The sequence below is a fragment of the Flagellimonas okinawensis genome (assembly GCF_029194005.1).
Classification (GTDB): Bacteria; Bacteroidota; Bacteroidia; order Flavobacteriales; family Flavobacteriaceae; genus Flagellimonas; species Flagellimonas okinawensis.
In genome coordinates this window covers 332,499-351,811 of sequence record NZ_JARFVA010000003.1, presented here as the reverse complement: position 1 = coordinate 351,811, position 19,313 = coordinate 332,499, and the positions used below count along the sequence as shown (strand labels likewise).

Below are 19,313 nucleotides of genomic sequence, written 5' to 3'. Positions count from 1 at the left end.
TTCAAATATAACGCAGAAATGTGGGGGATTCTGTTAACCGAATCCAAATTAATGGCTTAAAACCTTAATCTATGATGTCAAAACCGCAATAAGGAACCAGTACTTCGGGTATTTTAATACCCTCCTCGGTTTGATAGTTTTCCAAAATCCCGGCAAGTACCCTTGGTAGTGCCAACGAACTTCCGTTCAAGGTATGGGCGAATTGGCTTTTTCCGTTTTCGTCCTTGAAGCGAAGTTTTAGACGATTGGCCTGAAAGGTCTCAAAATTGGATACGGAACTTATTTCCAACCAACGATCCTGTGCGGTAGAGAATACTTCAAAGTCAAAGGTCAGGGCGGAGGTAAACCCTAGATCACCTCCACAAAGACGCAAAATGCGATAAGGCAATTTGAGTTCGCGAAGGATGTTTTTTACATGCTCCACCATTTCATCCAATGCTTGGTATGAATTATTCGGGTGCTCCATTCTTACAATTTCCACCTTGTCAAATTGGTGCAAACGGTTGAGTCCTCGAACGTGCGCACCGTAACTTCCCGCTTCGCGACGGAAACAAGGGGTGTAACCGGTATATTTTATAGGAAAATCACTTTCTGCCAAAATATCGCCCCTATGCAAGTTGGTCACAGGCACTTCTGCCGTTGGAATAAGGTAAAGGTCATCTGCCTGTACATGGTACATTTGCCCCTCCTTGTCGGGCAACTGACCTGTTCCATAACCAGAATCTTCGTTTACCATAAGTGGTACCTGCATTTCGGTATATCCAGCTTCGGCGTTTTTGTCCAAGAAATAGGCGATCAATGCGCGTTGCAAACGGGCACCTTTTCCTTTGTACACTGGAAAACCAGCTCCAGTAATCTTAACACCGAGTTCAAAATCGATGATGTCGTATTTTTTGGCCAATTCCCAGTGTGGAAGTGCTCCTTCGGATAATGTTGGGATATCGCCTTCCTTGAAGATTTCCTCGTTGTCCTCGTCGGAGTTTCCCGAAGGAACGGATTCGTGGGGAACGTTGGGTATCAAATACAATTCTTGCTGAAGTTCTTCTGCAGTAGTGTTTAGATCTTCCCCTAATTTTTTTGAAGCTTCTTTGAGACCAGCGGTTTTTTCTTTGAGAACATTGGCTTCCTGTGCCTTTCCTGTTTTGAAAAGCATTCCAATTTCTTTGGAAAGTTTGTTGGATTCGGCCAGGGTAGCGTCCAGTTCGGTCTGTATGGAACGTCTTTTTTCGTCGAGTTCCAAAACCTTTGATATCATAGGTGCTGCATCGATATTGCGCTTTTTTAAAGCGGTGATGATACTTTCCTGGTTTTCCCTGATGTTCTGTATTTGAAGCATGGCCTTGTTTTGAGCCGCAAATTTAATTTAATCTGAAGAAGTGCCCAACTTTATTCCTTGGGAGAGGGCAGAATCCAATCATTGTGGGCAAAATGTTTCCATGGAACACTGGCCAAATCTGTCTTTGAATCAATAAATTGACGATAAGGTTCTTGGTTTATTTTTACTTTGCTCTCCACAAAAACCTGAATGTTTTCTCCTTTTTTGGCGTATTCTTTTTTGAGATGTTGTGCAAACTGCCAGATAAAGTCAGGGTAGGAGGATACCCTGCGTTGTTGTTTTTTGGTGAGGAAGTCGTTCAGGTTGATGTTGGTGGTGTCGTTGGATTGGGCGTTTACTACTTTGTAAGTTATCATTCCGCCACGGCTGCGTAGCATCATGCGCCAGCTTAAACGGTGGCCTTCTTCTGTCCAAAGTACATCACCCTTGAAGAAATGATGACGTAACGGCAGAAGCAATTGAATCAAAAAATAAACACCTAGAACAGTTAAGGTGATATTCTTTGTTTTTGGGACGATGACCTCGGTCTCCGGAATTGTTTTTTTGGTCTTTAAAAAGATGTTTCGGATAGTCTGTGGTTCAAAAAAGAAAACGGTGAATGCAAGGGAGAGGTACGGAAAAATACCTATCTGAAATACAACACTGTTAAACAAGTGGAAGAAGATGGACAGGATAAAGGCGATCTTTCGTGTCGGTTTCCAAAGTAGGGCAGGTACCACCAGTAGGTCAAAGCATATGCCGAAAACCGCCACTATTTTGTGTACCCACTTTTGTTGGAGGAACTCACCGATCAAAAAGTAATCTTTTTTGGAGTTCATCAAAACCTCGATCATGCTAAAATCCAACCAATCCGCATATAATTTGGCAACCGATGCATAGGTGTAAACAATGAACAACTGCAGGATGATGACCCATCGAACCCAATTGTACATGGACTGTGACCGCAGCTTTGGATTCAGTTTTGCATCTAGGGAAGCATCTCGGCTGGCAGGTAAAAATGCCATGATGTATGCTAGGAGCATCAATAGGTAATAATGGTTGTTGTAAGATGTTTTTTGCATCAAATACACACCCGACCAAAGAACGGCAAATGCCAATGCGCTCAACCTATATTTATACCCCATAGCGATCAAAAGGCCCAAGGTGCCCATCACTGCAAAGTAAATGTACATACCGTTGCCAGGTAGTGGTTGCAACAATTCAAACCCGATAAATGAAAAAGTAAACTGGGGCTCTACAAGGGTTCGGCGTACCCAACCGGTGGCTATGGCGCCATAACACTCTGCGCTTACCAGAAGACCATAGAAAACCCGGAACACCACCAATTGTGCGTTGTCGATTTTCTTAAATAGAAATTGGTCGAGCATTTATTTGGAGATTAGATCCAAAGAGTGGCTTTTGTCCTTTTTTAATTGTTCCTTAAGTTCTTCCACTGAGTTGAACTTATGCTCGTCTCGTATGCGGTGCAATAGTGACACCTGAATTTTTTTATCGTACAGATCACCATCAAAATCAAAGAAGTTGACCTCTATACTTTTTTGAGATCCGTCCACGGTGGGATTGAACCCGATGTTCATCATGCCAAAGTATTCTTTGCCATCAATGTCACTACGGACCACGTACGCACCATTTTTTGGGATGAGTTTATACTCTTCGGCAATATGTAGGTTGGCGGTCGGAAAACCAAAATCCCTGCCCAAGCCTTTACCTTTTTTTACTGTTCCGGTGAGCATGTAGGCGTAGCTCAAGTAACTGTTTGCGGTTTCAACATCGCCCTCCAAAAGTGCTTTTCTGATCTTTGTGGAGCTCACCGATACGTCATCGATTTCTTGGGCGGGTATTTCCTCCACTTCAAAATCAAAGGTGTTTCCAAAGGAAATCAAGTCTTGTATGTTGGCATTACGGTTACGGCCAAATCTATGGTCGTAGCCTATAATAATCCTTTTGCTTTTAATGTTGTTCACAAGAATATCCCGAACAAAATCTATGGCGGAAAGCCTGGAGAATTGTTTGGTAAAGGGATGTATGATCAAATAGTCCAGCCCCAAGGTTTCTAAAATCTGTTTTTTTTCGTCGAGGGTGTTCAATAGTTTGATGTCCACATCCTTTTGCAAGACCATTCTCGGATGGGGAAAAAAAGTAAGTACAGTTGATTTTAGCCCTGTGTTTTTGGCATTGTTTATGATGCGTTCCAATATCTTGCGGTGTCCTAGGTGCACGCCATCAAACGTGCCGATGGTCACCACAGTATGGTGCGGAATGTCCTTAAAATGAGAAATGTTGTGGATTGTTTCCAACTGATCAAGAAATAAAAAAGGCTTACATTTGAATTTATACTATGCCCTAACCGTGTATGAAAGCTAAATTACATCTTGTTTTTTCAATAACCATATTTTTTAGCTGCTTTTGTATTTATGGGCAGCAAGGTTATTGGAAAACAATTCCCAAACAAGCCAACCTACATAGTGCTTCGGTAAAGGATATTACCAGTGCTAAAAAGGTATTCTCCCTTAACAAAGAGGGCTTTTCCAAAGAATTGAAACCTTTCGCTGCTTCAAAAGCAAATGGTCAAATTATATACTTGCCCAATGGCGAAGGAAATATTGTTCCGTTCAGTGTGAGGGAAACTTCGGTACTGCATCCCGATCTTGCCAAGAAATTTCCGGATATTAAGTCCTATACAGGTAAAAGCTTGGATGGAAGGTACAAACTAAAGCTCAGCAGTTCTAAAAATGGGCTGCAATCCATGCTGGTTGACCTTAAGGACAATTCAGCTACTTTTATGGAGCCGGTTTCCAATAGTACCGATGCCTATGTTTTGTACGATGATGCTACAGAATTTGCATCCAAAATGGATTTCATCTGTGCGACCAATAAGGATTTGTATGGGGCCGGTAGCAAAACCACTGGTGCAATGGACAAGACCATAGTCCCACTAGTTGACGATCAGGTCTTGAAAAGGTATAGGATCGCAGTTTCTGCAACGGGGGAGTACACCCAAGAAATGGGAGGCACCGTTGAAGATGCCCTTGCTGGAATCAATGCTACCATTACTCGGGTCAATGAAGTTTTTGAAACTGATTTGGGCGTCACTTTAGAGCTTATTCCAAACAATGACCTTATCATATTTACCAATTCTGCCACCGATCCCTATGACAGTAGCTTAAATTCTGAAGTACAGTCAACAATTACCTCGATTATCGGAGAAGAAAATTATGATGTGGGGCATTTGTTTCACAAAGTCAACGAAGGTGAGGATAATGGTAACGCTGGGTTTATTGGGGCCGTCTGTATAGATAATCGAAAAGGAAGTGCTTTTTCTTCGGCCTTTATTCCACAAGGTGATGTTTATGATCTGGACTATGTTGCACATGAATTGGGGCATCAATTCGGGGCCAATCATACTTGGTCTTTCGAGTCTGAAGGAACAGGAGTTCAGGCAGAACCTGCCAGTGGAACTACCATAATGGGTTATGCGGGAATAGTTGGTGAGAACAATGTTGCACCCAACGGAGATGATTATTTTCATTACAACAGTATATTGCAGATAGCCAATTATCTCGAAACAACAAGTTGTGCACAGACCAATGTTTTGGTGAATTCACCTCCGGTAGTCAACCCAGTGGATGATTTTACTATTCCAAGGAGTACGGCCTTTGTATTAGAGGGAAGTGCGACCGACCCCAACCTAGGTGATGTGCTTACTTATACATGGGAACAGGTCAATGATGGTGTGGTAACCGTTTCCTCTTTTGGTCCTACCAATCCTAGTGGTGCTAATTTTAGGTCACTTCCCCCAACCTTGGAACCGATACGTTATTTTCCCAGATTGTCCGAAGTGGCCCAGGGAAATTTGACTCAAACAATGCCCTCCGTTGGGGAATCATGGGAAACTGTCTCCGATATAGAGCGGAATTTTACCTTCGCTTTTACCGTACGAGATAATGCACCGGGCGGTGGACAGGTTGTTTCCGATGTATTGGATGTGAATGTAATTAAGTCCGCAGGACCTTTTGTTGTGACTTCCCAAGCGGACAATGAAATTTATCAAGCAGGTACTGTACAAGAAATCAGGTGGGATGTTGCCAATACCAATGTTGCGCCTATCAATGCCCAAGAAGTGGACATATACCTATCCTTGGATGGGGGCCTCAGCTTTCCCATATTGCTCCTGGAGAACACATTGAACGATGGTACGGCAGAAATTCTATTGCCTGGTGAGGTGACTTCCAATGCGAGGGTTATGGTAAAGGCCAGTGGTAATATATTTTTTGCGGTCAATAGTTCGGATTTTATAATCGAGGAGTCGCAGGTGGTTTTACATTTCGATGCTTTGGATTATGAGGTTTGCCAGCCGGACGATATTGTTATCCCATTTGTTTATGAAACCTATGCAGGTTTTAATGAAAATTCAACATTTTCGGCCGATGTGCCAGTAGGGATGTCTGCTAATTTTACTCCTGTCAATGCCAGTGCTGATGATACCGCGGTGGATTTAACACTTTCCAATACCCTTGGGGTGGCAACCGGTGTGTATGATATTGTTGTGACCTCAACGGCCGCTTCTGTAACTAAAAGTGTGGTGCTCACGTTAACGGTACAGGATGGTACTTTTTCGGATGCAGCGTTATTGTCGCCAGCAAATGGTGAGATAGGCGTATCGTTGGATGCAGCCCTCAATTGGGAAGAAAACCCATTGTATTCCAGTTATGATGTGGAAGTGGCCACAGATGTTGGTTTTGCCAATATTGTTGAAACGGCCAATGTTCCCTTTACTAATTATAAGGCCACCAGTTTGGTGCCGGAGACCGAATACTTTTGGCGTGTAAGACCGGCCAACGGTTGTGGTACGGGAACCTTTGGTCCGCCTTTTAGTTTTTTCACTTCTCAAGTGGACTGTAAGAACAGGGAATCCAATGAGTTGCCATTGACCATTCCGTCGTCGGGTACGCCAACGGTAACAACTTCCATTTTGTTTTTGGAGGACTTGCCCATTTCCGATGTCAACGTGAATCTTGAATTGGACCATACCTATTTGGAAGATTTGATCATCACCTTGATTTCACCTTCGGGAACAGAAGTAGCGCTAGTTTCCAATACTTGTGGGGACCTGAATAATATCAATGCGGTTTTTGATGATGATGGAAGCCCGATCGAGTGTAACGGAAATCCGGCGATTTCAGGTGTGGTTTCCCCATTGGGTTCTTTGGCTTCTCTAAAGGGAGAATCAATTTTAGGAGAATGGATATTGGAGATTCAAGATACTGCGGCAAGTGATGGAGGAAGTCTCATATCCTTCTCATTGGACATTTGTATCGAAGGAAGCTATCGCCCTGATGAGGATGAGGATGGGGTTTTTGATGATGGGGACGATCTTTGTCTTGGAACCCCAAAAGGGGTGGAAGTGGATACCAATGGTTGTGCTATCTATAGATTTGCCCAGGATAATTTCCAAATAGAAATTGAAAGTGAAACCTGTAGGAGCAGTAATAATGGATCTATTGCCATAACTCCTTTTGATACTTCAATTACGTATACGGCCGTGTTGAACGGAAACAATGTGTCACAATCTTTTGACTTTACCGATCAACAGATTTTCTCAAACCTTTCAGCAGGGGAATATTCTATTTGCATTACAGGTACAAATGGTGTCAATACCTATCAAGAAGTTTGTTTTAATGCCATAATCACACAGCCAGATGTATTGGATATCGATGCGTTGGTGGATTCAGGCATATTGAGTGTTGAATTGAGCGGTGCCGATTTCTACAATGTAGAATTGAACGGACTGGTTACACAGACCGAAGCTTCAGAAGTTCAGTTGAGCTTAAAGGAAGGACTCAATACCTTAAAGGTATATTCAAATCTACCATGTCAAGGGATCTTGGAAAAATCGATTTTCTATACATCAAGACCGATTATTTCTCCTAATCCAGTATATAGCACTGCCCAGATTTATACGGGAGGTTATATCGGTATGATTGGAATTGAGATTTTTACGGCCAATGGTAGGTTGGTTCGAACTTATAGTGAAAATGTTCATGGTGAGAACTTGGAATTGAACCTGTCCGGTTTGCCCAAGGGGATATATTATCTCGGGATAGATAAGGCAGGAACTAAGGAAATGTTTAAACTTATAAAGAGATGATGCGGATTTTAATTGGATTTATCGCTTTGGCCTTTTTGGCATCCTGTGGGGGAGACGATGGTCCGCCTCCAGCGCCTCAGGGAGCCTTGCTGGTATTCCCAGAAGAAAACTCGGAGTGTACGACCGGGACCGATGTAAATCAAACATCCAGTCAAGTAACCTTTCGATGGATGGCATCGAACAATACGGACAGTTACACCTTGAGTGTGGTGAATTTGGATACCAATGTACCCCAGAACATTTCTACGGCAGCTACCTCGGCTAGTTTAACCATTACCAAGGGAACGCCTTATGCGTGGTCCGTGTCATCCAGAAATTCTGTTTCCGACCAAGTGGCTTCTAGCGAAACATGGTTGTTCTATAATGCAGGGTCCCAGACGACCTATGCTCCGTTTCCCGCACAATTGGTGCACCCTTCTTCGGGCTCAACGGTCCAAATGGATATTGCCAATGAAGTCGACTTACAATGGTCCGGGGCAGATGTGGACAACGATATTGAGTCTTATGAAGTGTTTTTTTCCGAAACAAATCCACCTGCCACTTCTGTGGGCCTTACCAATGCCTCTACAATGGAGCTTCCCGTGGGTGTGGTTTCCGGTACGGTATATTATTGGAGGGTAGTTACAACTGATCTTGAGGGGAACACCTCTATCTCGGGTGTATTCGATTTTAAAGTGCTCTAACTTATTTTCCGTTGAATTGGTTCATCGTGTTTTTAACTCCGGCGAACACAAACGAGCGTATAAGGTCAGTGGATTTTTTGAGACGCTCGGGCATGGTTTTTTGTTGCTCCTCGTCCCACTTGCCCAAAACATAATCCACTTGTTGGCCCTTTCCAAAATCTGAGCCAACTCCAAATCTAAAACGGTTGTAATTCGTGGTCTGAAGAACATTTTGAATATCCTTTAGGCCATTGTGGCCACCATCGCTGCCCTTTCCTTTTAATCGGATTGCTCCAAAGGGAAGGTTGATATCGTCGGTTATGACCAAGATGTTGTCCAGTACAATGTTTTCCTTGTCCATCCAGTATTTTACCGCCTTGCCGCTTAAATTCATATAGGTAGAAGGTTTAAGGCATATCACACTTTTGCCTTTGTGTTTAAACGTGGCCACTGCGCCAAGTTTGGCACTTTCAAAGGTGAATTCCTCTTCTTGGGCCAAATGGTCCAAAATCTTGAATCCTATATTGTGTCGGGTATCCTCATATTCTGAACCAATGTTTCCCAGGCCAACGATAAGGAATTTTTTCATAGTGTCGGTTTCTTGCAGTAATTGTTCAGTTTTGCCAAAAAGCTTTGTAAAAAAATGGAGCATCGGCTTTAATTGATGTGCTTAAAAATACGAAAGCATCCCATTTTTTACGAGTGTAAAAAAGGGATGCTTCCGTTAATTCTTCAAAAGTGCTATTCCGCAGCTTCTGCTTCTGGAGCTTCACCACCTTCGGTAGCTTCTCCTTCTACTCCTTCTTCATCTTCGTCATCAAGATCTTCATCAACAGAAGTTCTAGATGCTTTAACCTGAACGATAGCAGTGCTATCTGGGTGAAGGAAAGTGTAGTTGTCGTTCAAAATGGTTTCAACCGCGATGGTCTGACCAATTCTTAATTTGGAAATGTCCACGGTGATAAAATCCGGAAGCAAGGCAGGCAATGCCCTAATGGATAGTTTTCTCTTTCTGAAAAGCAAACGTCCACCGTTTCTAACACCAGGAGAGTTTCCTTCCAAACGTACCGGAATCTTCATGGTGATCGGCTTGTCCTCGAACAATTGGTAGAAATCTACGTGTAGGATGCTGTCGGTTACCGGGTGAAACTGAATGTCCTGTAGTACAGCGTCGAACTTTTGTCCGTCTTCCAATTCAATTACTGCGGTGTATGCATTTGGGGTGTACACCAATTCTTTGAACGAGATTTCATCTGCTGAAAAATGCACTGGTTTATCCCCTCCGTACAGCACGCAAGGGACCTTTCCAGCATTACGTAAGGCTTTGGTAGAAACCTTGCCCACGCTTTCTCTTTGGGATCCTTTGATTGTAATTGACTTCATTATTATATATTAAATTGATTTACATTAAAAACTTTGAAGATATTGATGTATTGTGGTGTACCCGGTGCATTACGTCTGCAAACAGGTCGGCACAGGACAATATCTTTATTTTCTTCTGATCCTTGTCTACTGGAATGGAATCGGTAACGATCAATTCGGATAGTTTGGAATCTTGAATTCTTTCGTATGCTTTGCCGGACAACAATCCGTGTGTGGTTACAGCGCGTACACTTTCTGCTCCTCTTTCCATCATAAGGTCGGCAGCTTTGGTTAGTGTTCCTGCAGTGTCAACCATATCATCCACCAATACAACATTTTTTCCCTGGACATCACCGATCAGTTCCATATGGGATATTACATTGGCTTTTGCTCTTTGCTTGTAACAGATAACAACATCGCACTCCAATGCTTTGGAATAGGCATAGGCTCTTTTGGAACCTCCCATATCTGGTGAAGCGATGCACAAATTGTCGAGATTAAGACCTTTTAAGTAGGGCAAGAACAGTGTAGAGGCGAACAAATGATCCACGGGTTTTTCGAAAAAACCTTGGATTTGGTCCGCGTGCAAGTCCATTGTAATAATTCGTGTGGCACCAGCAGTTTCCAACATTTTTGCAACTAATTTTGCAGCTATTGGAACTCTTGGTTTATCCTTTCTGTCTTGTCTTGCCCAACCAAAATATGGCATTACGGCAGTTATGTGCCTTGCAGATGCTCTTTTGGCAGCGTCCAACATCAATAACATTTCCATCAAGTTTTCCGAACTTGGATTGGTGGAACCTATGATGAAAATCCTTGCTCCCCTTATAGATTCCTCGAACGAAGGCTGAAATTCTCCATCGCTATAACGGGAGAATTGGACCTTGCCCAATTCAGCGCCATAAGAGGCAGCGATTTTTTCACCCAGCTCAACACTTTGGGTACATGCAAAAATTTTAGGTTCCGGAACTTGATAGGCCATTACAATCTCTTGTTAACTAGCGTTTTAAAGTACTTCTAAATAAAGAGGTGCAAATTTAAGAATTAAATTGGGTTGCTAAAGGATAAATCGAAGTATTTTTTGGTGATAAATAAAAATATTTTTTTAGCTTTGCACTCGCATTTGAAAATGTGGTGCCAAGCCTTGGTGGCGGAATTGGTAGACGCGCTGGATTCAAAATCCAGTTCCTTCGGGAGTGAGGGTTCGATTCCCTCCCAAGGTACAAAAGGGATAAGCCGAGATTTAGATCTCGGCTTTTTTATTTTGGTACAACATAGGTACAACATTTTAAATTCTTCAACTTTAACATTTTAGTTGTGCTTTTTTGGTATCATTTGGCCCTATTTCTTGCTCTTGGTCAAGTTATACCAACCTCCATTCATGTGTTTTAGAGCTTTCAGTCATTATGACCGGGGTGCCGACCCAACTTCTAAAAGTGCAGAAAGCTACCATATAAAACAGCGGATAGTCGATATCGATGATGCAGATGGAATTACTTAGCGGTAGAAAATGATTTTTTTGTTCCACAATTTTGATGATTTGATGACAGATTGATATTAGCCCTGTGTTTATAAGGGTTTAGGCTGTCATCACTTTGTCATCATTCTGTCATCAAAATAAAAAATGATGACAGGGACAATGAAGAAAAAAACAAGAATGATGAAACGATGACAAAATGATGACGGGGAAACAACCGGTATTTATAGGGTTTCCCAAAGGTTTGTCATCAAATCATCAAAAATTCGTTAGAAACTGAACGCAGAGCCAAAGGAACAAATAAATCAGAAGATAAAGCACCCTTAAAGGCAGGTTTGCGGCTATTTGGCTCTATCCCACTTTTGGGGAAGCTCTTGGGAAATGGAATTTGCAAAGAAAGAATAACAATACCTACCTAGTTACCTAAAGCAGGATAAAGCCAATGGTCATGGGGTAAAACTTTAGGTAGGATATATAACTTCCATCTTACCTAAAGGTTACCTAACTTACCTAAAAGGTAAGATAGGTAAATTGAAAAAACATCTAACCTAGCTTGAAAACCCGAGTCATTATTGGGTTAGGTAGGAAGGTAGGAGAAATAATAAAGCTTGAGGCAAAGAGGAGAAAAACGTAAAAGGAAATTTGGTCCCTAAGTTCGTTTTGAGAAGACATCCAAGTTTTCTCTTTTCATTGGCAACCACCTACAAGGGAAAGGAAGTCAAACATAGGGTCATGCAACCTAACCGTCATCCAGTGAGATTGACCCCATAACGGTAAAGAATACTTTGCGAGGCACAGGGATATATCTATTCTCTATGACGGATAAAAGGATATCAATAAATGGATGGTAAAAAGCACTGAAGATGAAGTTCGGCAACGAATTCAAGATGTGTCATTGTCATGACAATCTTGCTTTTGCTCCCGGAGGGTCGCAAAAGAAAACTGAATAAAAAAGCGAACGAAACGAAGTGAAGTGCTGCAAGCCCCAAATCTTACACAAACTAATTTACTGAGCGAGGCGAAATCAATTAAACTTTGAAGAGTTCCTATTGAACCTTTTTGAGAAGGACCCACCAGTTAGTCTATTGGAAGATAAGACTGTTCTAACTAGTTTTTATTGTTGATCCTTTTCAATTGTTGGACATCTGCCAAATCCTTGGGCCTTCCCGCTTTGATCTTACTGGTAATCAAATCATCAAGGTTCAACACTTTCCATTTAAGTTGGGGTTGGTCATCCAATGAAGCTTCTTCGGACTCTTCATAGGCCTGGTCGAAACTTTTGTTCACTGAAAAATTGGTTATCAACTCTAGGTTGAGATCGGCAGGGGAGAATTTAATAGAAATGTTTTGGAGTCCATCCTTCACTTCTTTTGGGAAATCCTCGATCTCATATCCCATTTCATTGAATACTTTCACCAACCTTTTGAAATTGTCCTCATTTGGGTCTATCCAAAAATCAACATCCGCAGAGTGTCTTTGATGCCCGTGAAAATTGACGGCACCCCCACCCACCATGAGCATCCTAACCCCGTGCTTGTTGGTCATTTCCAAGAAAAGGTCGATATCCTCTTTCCATTGCCTCATTTCCCGGTAGTAATCTGTATGATGAATTTATTCTCATCATGCTTGGCCTTTGTGGGAAATCGGTTGATGCGCTGCATCAAATCCAAGAAACGGTAAACGCGCTCAATAGGGGTAAGTGCCAAGAAATCACTTTCCTGTTCCATATTGGCCTCATCTTTGGTACGAAATTGGACTTGCATATGCCTATATATTACCGTTCTATGATATAAAGATATTACAAATTGACAAGAGGCAATAAAGGGTGGATATAATCGCAGCTTAGAACAATCTATTTGATCAGTTTTTCTAAATACGCAACCTTGTCCTTTTCAGCTTGTAACAAACGCTCATAAAGCTTCTTGTTTTCTTCGTATGCATCAATTAATTTATCCAAAGGATTGAATGTGCAAGTATTATTGTGGCCAAAGTTGCTACTGGACACCTTTTCATTAAAGGTGTTGAAATAGTTAATCATTGATTCCTCAGAAAAATTTTCAATAGCCTCTTTGGATACGCCAAGAGCCTTAGCAATCTCCTCCAGCTTGGCATCATCTACTTTTTCACTGTTCTCTAAATTGGAAATGGCCTGTTGGCTTATACCCAGTTCTTCGGCAAGGGTTTCTTGTTTCATTCCACGGAGTTCCCTGATTCTACTGATCTTTCTGCCTATATGGTTGTTCTTGGTCTTTGTCTGCATATCTCAAATATAGGGTGTTTCCCACAATAATCCGATTGTAATTTACAAAACAGGTTCAATAAAATACAAATGCCATTTATGGGTTGAAAAAGGTGCATTTTCTTCAAAAGGGCTAATCATTTTTGATTTTTTCGTGAAAAATTACTTGATTTTACTGGGCTGAACACCTTTTTTCGTGAAAAACGCCTCATCCGTCAATAATCAATATTTTAAAAAAGCCCATTTTTAGGGCTTTTCCGAAGGAAAATGAATCAATAACACCGCGCTAGCGTGTTATCCTCTTGCTTTATTCTTGATTAACATATTTCGACTTTTCTTTATACAATAAATTGAATCTTCCTAACTTATTCGTTGTAAATACTTTTGACAAATACTGTCTACATTTTTTACATAATGAAATGATTCAAATTGTATATAAGATTGATATTCAATAATTTATGATTATGGCATGAAAATGGGCATAATCAATCCGTCTATTTAACCACAAATGTATTTGCCCCCACCCATTTGTGAAGTTTGCTACTTATCTATCCATAAAAGGACCAAAAAACAGAAATCATGTTCAAAAATTATTTCAAAATAGCTTGGAGAACTCTAATAAAAAATATGCTCAGTTCCTTTATTAATGTTATTGGACTGTCCATTGGAATAAGTGCTTGCATGGTCATTCTGATTTTTGTCAGATATGAATCGACTTTTGACAATTATAACACGAAAGCGGAGAATATTTATAGAGTGGTACAGCATAACAAGTTACCAGACCAGACCTTGTATTGGAACATTACTCCCTATCCTTTGGCAGAGGCACTTAGGAACGATTTCCCTGAAATAGAAATGGTAACCCAAACACAAGGTCCAATAAGTCAGGAATTTAGTATTACAGATGGGTTGGATTTAAAAAGATTCGAAGAGCCAAGGGTTCTTTTTGTAGACCAATTCTATCCGAAGACTTTTGATTTTGAATGGCTATCAGGAAATCCTAATACCGCTTTGGACGGTATAAATTCCATAGTGCTTACTGAAGATATTGCAAAAAAGTACTTTGGTAATAGAGGCGGAGGTTACGAATCAATCTTGGGCAAGACAGTACTTAACCAAGGCAATGAACCTCTTACAGTTACAGGAATAATCAAAAATGTTCCGGGGAACTCCAACCAGCGTTTCGATATACTGATTCCATATGAGCTCTTTAAAACAAAAAATCCTGGTCTAGCCCAAAACTGGTCAGGAAATCATCAAGGAACAACTTTTGTGGTCTTACAAAATCCCGGTCTTTTAAAATCACTTGAATCCAAGATTGCATCATGGAAGAAGAAGTATCTCAAACCCGAGGATGATAAACGTGTTTCCTATTTTTTCCAACCCCTTGCAGACATTCATAACGAAACCCTCTACGGAAGTAGTCCTGGTGGATATATAATGCCTTCAAACATCCTTTACACCCTTTCTGTTGTAGCATTGTTCATTTTGGTCATAGCTATTGTAAATTTCATCAACTTGCTTACAGCACAATCAACTTCACGCTCTAAAGAAGTGGGGATACGCAAAGTTCTCGGTAGTAGACGGTTGGATTTGATATTCCAGTTCATCTTCGAAAATAGCATGGTTATCCTTGGTTCTCTGGCCCTTTCTGTTGTATTTCTGAACATTTTGTTATCGCAACTCAATGAAAATTTGTCCGTGATCGACCTACAACTGGAATTAGGTTTAAATCATATCGGTCTAATACTTGTAATTGGCATTTCAACCATTATTTTGGCCGCATTCTATCCAGCCTTGATTCTGTCCGCTTTTAAACCGATAAGGGCACTTAGGGACAAAGTTCAATTTTCAAAAAGGGACGGAGTAAGTGTACGTAAGTCTTTAGTTACTTTTCAATTCGTGATAGTACAACTTTTTGTAATAGCAGCTATCGTTGTTTCATTGCAAATGGATTATTTTAAGAGCGAACCTATGGGATTTTCGCCCGATGCAGTAGTGATGACTCCGGCACCCGATTTAGGAAAATCAGAGGTTTATAGACAATCATTGCTGGAGAATAATAATATTTCCAATGTCACTATTGCTTCAGGGCCTCCCATGGCCGTGGACGGCCTTCAATTGGGAACAAGTTTCCGTCTGCCCGAACAATCTTCCGAAGAAGCTTTAGATGCCGAAGTTAAAATAGGGGATTCACATTATCTTGATTTCTATGAGATGGAACTTTTAGCAGGGAGAAGCTTTACTACAAATAAGGAAGCTTTCGATGAATTTATTGTTAACGAGACTTTATTGAAACCCTTTGGCTGGAGCCCCCAAGAAGCAATTGGCAAAAAAATCCAAACCAATGAGGGAGAAGCTACCATTGTTGGGGTAGTTAAGGATTTTCACAACAATTCTTTCCAAAGGGAAATAACCCCTTGTATCATTATGAACTGGACATTTTTTCAAAACCAGGCATTTATAAAAATCGGGGGCAATAATGCAGAGACTGCTGATAAGATTAAGGAAATATGGAATAATACGTTTACTGATTCAACCTACAGTCTTAGTTTTTTGAATGATTCTATTGAAAAAGAATATGTTCTCGAACAACTTATTTTTAAGGGTTTTACCATCCTTTCGATTCTTGCAATATGCATTGGGTGTTTAGGGCTTTTGGGATTGATGTCCTTTGTAGTGTCCCGAAAGAAAAAGGAAATTGGGATTCGAAAAGTGCTAGGGGCTAATATTTTACAGATTTTCTCTTTTTTTACAAAAGAATTCATTGGCTTGATAACCTTGGCATTCATAATAGCGGCACCTCTTGTATATTACTTTGGTAATATGTGGTTAGAAACGTTTGCTTATCGGATTGAGTTATCCGTTTGGATGTTTTTGAGTGGAGGTTGTATAACATTAAGTATTGCAATTATTACTTGTAGCTTTCAATCATTCAAAGCAGCAATGGTCAACCCTGTAAAAAGCTTGAGATCGGAATAATACTATAAGGGCGCTCTATTTTGAACTAAACTGGTATAGTATTGGTGTATAAGAAGAAAAAATTAAAATCTGAAACTATTTTATTCAATGATAACTTAAAGTACAAAATAACAGTTTGGAAGATTTAAACAATACAATAAATAAATTAAGAAGGCTTGATCTTCAATCAACCCATGTAAATGACATCATTTCTTTATTCATGTCAATTGGTGAGACTGTGAATATTAATCTTACCATCGGAATTAATTCGACCTTTTTAAGAGCCAGACCCAATAAGGACTGTCCTCGTTTTTCGAAGAAGCAAGAATTATCCATTAAACCCGCAAAATACAATTCAGATTTTCAAAGGGCAAGTTCGCCAAGAAAAACTATGTTCTATGGAGTATACATGTCTGGAAAACTTAACCAGTATGATTTAGATGTTATGCGAACAACAGCGGCATATGAAACGATTTGTGAAATTAGAGTTCCGAACAATCCATATCAAGGAAAACTTACGCTTGGATATTGGTGTAACGTCCAAAGACTTAATTTAATGGCAATAGTTCACAAAAAGGAATACACTGAAATCAATCCCTATACAAAAGAAATCTACGAAGCATATAAAGAGCACCTTGCAAATAATGATAGAAGGCTAATGGATAAATCCTTGGAATTTTACGATTTTCTGGCGGATGAATTCTCTAAAAAAACTATCAGGGGAAACTATGATTATAAAATAACTGCTCTATACTCGGAGGCAGCCTCTCGTCACAACGTAGATGGCATTTTATATCCAAGTGTAAGACTTGGAGGTGTGAGCAATAATGTAGCTTTAAAGAAATCTGCAATGAAAAAACTAAGGCTTTATGCTGTTGAAGAGGCAACCGTACAACAGGTGGAGAATAACGTTCAAGTTTCGGTCAATGCCTTTGCACAATGCAATGACAAACCAACGTTTGAGCTACTTGATGTACCAAAACAAAAAGCAGGTGGAACTGAGTTTAGTAACTCAAAGCAGTATTTTTTATAAGGATAAAGTTAAGTGTACTATAATTCACTACCGAATAAGGTTTTTCCTAAACGCAATTACAATAGTTAGTTGCACCCTATTCCAATTTTTTTAACGCTTATCTGCCCGAACGCTATAAAATTGGAACAGGAACCAAGTGCAAAAGTTCTGGTAAGATCGGGGCAAGTAAAGTCAATTTAGAAGTTTACCACACTTTGAAGTGCGTCATCGGTTTTTTTGTTCATGAAATTGGATTGGTACATCATTGTAGTGGTAATCGAAGAATGGCGGTAAAGTTGTTGCAGTAACTGCACAGGGATATTGTCTCCAGCAATATTTCCAAAACTGTGCCTTGCAATGTGCATTGTTATTTTTTTGTTTATCTCCGCTTTGTCCGCAATGGTACTCATTTCATAATTGATTTTTCTAATAGCTAGCTTGGTTTTTTTCCAAAGTACCTTTTCGTCCTTAGAATTTACATATTTGAGGTATGGAAAGATAAAATCATTGTTTCCTCCATTTGTTCTTTGATGGGAGTCAATAATTTTCTTAGCCTTATCCGGGATTAACAACGAAACTATTTTGGAGTTTTTCTTCATTGTATAGTGCAAGCGACCATCATAAATATCGCTCCACTTCAATTGTAGGACATCCGAAGCCCTTATTCCTGCAAGATAAAAACTAAATAACCAGACATCTCTGGCATGTTTTTGATCTTCGGACAAGGAAGCTAAATTTTCAATTTTTTTTATTTCACTGGCATTTAGGCCCACTTTTTCCGTTTCAGGAAATTTAATGGCAATTTTGTCATGTCCAAAAGGATATAGCTTTCTGTCAACAAGCCCCATTTTAATTCCCCTATTGTAAATGGTTCTAATTACCACAAGATTGTTGACTACCGATCTTTCGGAAACTTTACGCTCCGATTTTAGATAAGTGATAAACCCTTTTAAAAAGCGTTCACTTATTTCTTTAAATGGAAGGGTCGCAGACCTGCTATATTTCTTTAGATGATTGATGCGTGCTTTGTCTGAAGAATGTTGACTTAATCTGTTGTTGTTTTCCAATTCATCCAAATGCTCTTGGGCAACTTGAAAAAAGTCTTTCTTATTTAAGACAGATTCAATCTCTTCCTTGATTTGACTGGCAGAAATATCTTTGTTTTCCGCTTGCAGCCTTAAAATAACCTTGCCCGTTTCAGCAAGCTTTATTTCCAGAAAGTTATTTAGGTGAGCGGAATTAGGATGAGATCTTTTGACTTGTCTTTTTTTGGCATCCCAGTATTTTGCATCGACATAATGACCCAAATAAATGTAGCTTGTTCTTCGATTTTTTGATATTCTGATGGCCAGAGGGTATTCACCAAATTTATTTGGTTTTTTTCGGAGTACTATTTTTGTATTACTGGCCATCTACTTGATAATCTTGTAGTAAAGATAATACAAAGTTGGTACAACATAGGTACAACATTTCTTGGGTTTAATTGGTTTTATTTGAAATCAAATAAAATAAAAAGAACTGATAAGCAATTGAAAATGAGTTAATAAGAGGTAAAATGACCTAAAACTGGTTGGCTTCAAAATCCAGTGTCTTCGGACGTGTGGGTTCGATTCCCACCCAAGGTACTTAAAAACCCTGATAATCATATGATTATCAGGGTTTTGTCTTTCTAGGAGTGACGTAAAAGTGACGGTTTTAAAGCAAAAAATAGCCAATTTAAACGCACTCCAATCCACATCGAATATCTCCAAAATACTTCGTTTTAAGGCTGAATAAAGGCTACATCGGCCTTTAATTGACTTATTATTGAAATTCGACTTGGTTTGGAATTTCAATCCCTATGTATCCTTTCTTTCAATGTTGATAACTTAAAATCTTGATTTTTTTCAAAAAATCTATTGGCAACAAATAATGTCTTTTGTCATCAACTATAATTTGTGGAATTAGAATTGTAACAAATTGACATTATATGTATTAAGTTCTTGTTTATCAAATTATTGTGAACAACTAATTTTGCATTTTTCATTCACTCATTTCCCTTGTATTTACCTTTATACCAAGAATTCTTTATAAGAAAACAAAGGCGCTTTTGTTCATTTTGTAACTAAAAAAGGAA

14 protein-coding genes and 1 tRNA gene are annotated in these 19,313 nt (G+C 39.9%); 5 read left to right on the top strand and 10 right to left on the bottom strand.

The window, feature by feature from the left end:
- Positions 1–64: 64 nt before the first annotated feature.
- Genes serS through PY091_RS11160 form a run of 3 tightly spaced genes read right to left on the bottom strand, consistent with a single transcriptional unit; the run spans position 65 to position 3,633 of the window.
- Positions 65–1,336 carry a serine--tRNA ligase gene (gene serS / locus PY091_RS11170; protein WP_275649737.1) on the bottom strand — a complete coding sequence of 424 codons (1,272 nt, stop codon included), beginning with the start codon at positions 1,334–1,336 and terminating at the stop codon, positions 65–67.
- A 50-nt stretch (positions 1,337–1,386) separates the two neighbouring features.
- Positions 1,387–2,703, bottom strand: a complete 1,317-nt coding sequence (locus PY091_RS11165) for an HTTM domain-containing protein (RefSeq protein ID WP_275649736.1) — start codon at positions 2,701–2,703, stop codon at positions 1,387–1,389.
- Positions 2,704–3,633, bottom strand: a complete 930-nt coding sequence (locus PY091_RS11160) for a bifunctional riboflavin kinase/FAD synthetase (protein WP_275649735.1) — start codon at positions 3,631–3,633, stop codon at positions 2,704–2,706. It abuts the gene before it with no gap.
- A gap of 56 nt (positions 3,634–3,689) precedes the next feature.
- Here PY091_RS11160 and PY091_RS11155 point away from each other — a divergent pair, with 56 nt between their 5' ends.
- Both PY091_RS11155 and PY091_RS11150 read left to right on the top strand, forming a co-directional pair.
- Positions 3,690–7,484, top strand: coding sequence for a reprolysin-like metallopeptidase (locus tag PY091_RS11155; protein WP_275649734.1), 3,795 nt, complete (start codon positions 3,690–3,692; stop codon positions 7,482–7,484).
- Complete coding sequence (locus tag PY091_RS11150) at positions 7,481–8,167, top strand: hypothetical protein (RefSeq protein ID WP_275649733.1); 687 nt, start codon at positions 7,481–7,483, stop codon at positions 8,165–8,167. The genes PY091_RS11155 and PY091_RS11150 overlap by 4 nt, the downstream gene beginning before the upstream one ends.
- Position 8,168: 1 nt before the next feature.
- Here the strand turns inward: PY091_RS11150 and pth are convergent, their stop codons facing one another.
- From pth to PY091_RS11135, 3 genes are all read right to left on the bottom strand, one after another.
- Positions 8,169–8,798 carry an aminoacyl-tRNA hydrolase gene (gene pth / locus PY091_RS11145; protein WP_275649732.1) on the bottom strand — a complete coding sequence of 210 codons (630 nt, stop codon included), beginning with the start codon at positions 8,796–8,798 and terminating at the stop codon, positions 8,169–8,171.
- 89 nt (positions 8,799–8,887) lie between these two features.
- Entirely contained in the window at positions 8,888–9,529 is a 642-nt protein-coding gene (locus PY091_RS11140; protein WP_275649731.1) for a 50S ribosomal protein L25/general stress protein Ctc, read from the bottom strand.
- 19 nt (positions 9,530–9,548) lie between these two features.
- On the bottom strand, positions 9,549–10,490 hold the full coding sequence (locus tag PY091_RS11135; protein ID WP_275649730.1) for a ribose-phosphate pyrophosphokinase: 942 nt from the start codon (positions 10,488–10,490) through the stop codon (positions 9,549–9,551).
- A 159-nt stretch (positions 10,491–10,649) separates the two neighbouring features.
- Here PY091_RS11135 and PY091_RS11130 point away from each other — a divergent pair.
- Positions 10,650–10,731, top strand: a tRNA-Leu gene (locus tag PY091_RS11130).
- Between the two features lie 1,361 nt (positions 10,732–12,092).
- Here the strand turns inward: PY091_RS11130 and PY091_RS11125 are convergent.
- From PY091_RS11125 to PY091_RS11115, 3 genes are all read right to left on the bottom strand, one after another.
- Positions 12,093–12,569 carry a nucleotidyl transferase AbiEii/AbiGii toxin family protein gene (locus PY091_RS11125; protein WP_275649729.1) on the bottom strand — a complete coding sequence of 159 codons (477 nt, stop codon included), beginning with the start codon at positions 12,567–12,569 and terminating at the stop codon, positions 12,093–12,095.
- A complete protein-coding gene (locus PY091_RS11120; RefSeq protein WP_275649728.1) occupies positions 12,566–12,748 on the bottom strand; it encodes a hypothetical protein in 183 nt (60 codons plus the stop codon). The genes PY091_RS11125 and PY091_RS11120 overlap by 4 nt, the downstream gene beginning before the upstream one ends.
- 89 nt (positions 12,749–12,837) lie before the next feature.
- Positions 12,838–13,245 carry a helix-turn-helix domain-containing protein gene (locus PY091_RS11115; RefSeq protein ID WP_275649727.1) on the bottom strand — a complete coding sequence of 136 codons (408 nt, stop codon included), beginning with the start codon at positions 13,243–13,245 and terminating at the stop codon, positions 12,838–12,840.
- A 558-nt stretch (positions 13,246–13,803) separates the two neighbouring features.
- Between PY091_RS11115 and PY091_RS11110 the strand changes: the two genes are divergently transcribed.
- Both PY091_RS11110 and PY091_RS11105 read left to right on the top strand, forming a co-directional pair.
- The gene (locus PY091_RS11110; RefSeq protein WP_275649726.1) at positions 13,804–16,206 is read left to right on the top strand and encodes an ABC transporter permease; all 2,403 of its coding nucleotides are present in this window, start codon (positions 13,804–13,806) and stop codon (positions 16,204–16,206) included.
- Between the two features lie 115 nt (positions 16,207–16,321).
- Positions 16,322–17,218, top strand: coding sequence for a hypothetical protein (locus PY091_RS11105; protein ID WP_275649725.1), 897 nt, complete (start codon positions 16,322–16,324; stop codon positions 17,216–17,218).
- Between the two features lie 176 nt (positions 17,219–17,394).
- Here PY091_RS11105 and PY091_RS11100 read toward each other — a convergent pair whose 3' ends face one another.
- Entirely contained in the window at positions 17,395–18,609 is a 1,215-nt protein-coding gene (locus PY091_RS11100; protein ID WP_275649724.1) for a site-specific integrase, read from the bottom strand.
- Positions 18,610–19,313: the final 704 nt, after the last annotated feature.

Coding starts and splice junctions, on each gene's coding strand:
- serS (WP_275649737.1), bottom strand. CDS start 1,336: ATGCTTCAAATACAGAACATCAGGGAAAACCAGGAAAGTATCATCACC.
- PY091_RS11165 (WP_275649736.1), bottom strand. CDS start 2,703: ATGCTCGACCAATTTCTATTTAAGAAAATCGACAACGCACAATTGGTG.
- PY091_RS11155 (WP_275649734.1), top strand. CDS start 3,690: ATGAAAGCTAAATTACATCTTGTTTTTTCAATAACCATATTTTTTAGC.
- PY091_RS11150 (WP_275649733.1), top strand. CDS start 7,481: ATGATGCGGATTTTAATTGGATTTATCGCTTTGGCCTTTTTGGCATCC.
- pth (WP_275649732.1), bottom strand. CDS start 8,798: ATGCTCCATTTTTTTACAAAGCTTTTTGGCAAAACTGAACAATTACTG.
- PY091_RS11140 (WP_275649731.1), bottom strand. CDS start 9,529: ATGAAGTCAATTACAATCAAAGGATCCCAAAGAGAAAGCGTGGGCAAG.
- PY091_RS11135 (WP_275649730.1), bottom strand. CDS start 10,490: ATGGCCTATCAAGTTCCGGAACCTAAAATTTTTGCATGTACCCAAAGT.
- PY091_RS11125 (WP_275649729.1), bottom strand. CDS start 12,569: ATGAGGCAATGGAAAGAGGATATCGACCTTTTCTTGGAAATGACCAAC.
- PY091_RS11120 (WP_275649728.1), bottom strand. CDS start 12,748: ATGCAAGTCCAATTTCGTACCAAAGATGAGGCCAATATGGAACAGGAA.
- PY091_RS11115 (WP_275649727.1), bottom strand. CDS start 13,245: ATGCAGACAAAGACCAAGAACAACCATATAGGCAGAAAGATCAGTAGA.
- PY091_RS11110 (WP_275649726.1), top strand. CDS start 13,804: ATGTTCAAAAATTATTTCAAAATAGCTTGGAGAACTCTAATAAAAAAT.
- PY091_RS11100 (WP_275649724.1), bottom strand. CDS start 18,609: ATGGCCAGTAATACAAAAATAGTACTCCGAAAAAAACCAAATAAATTT.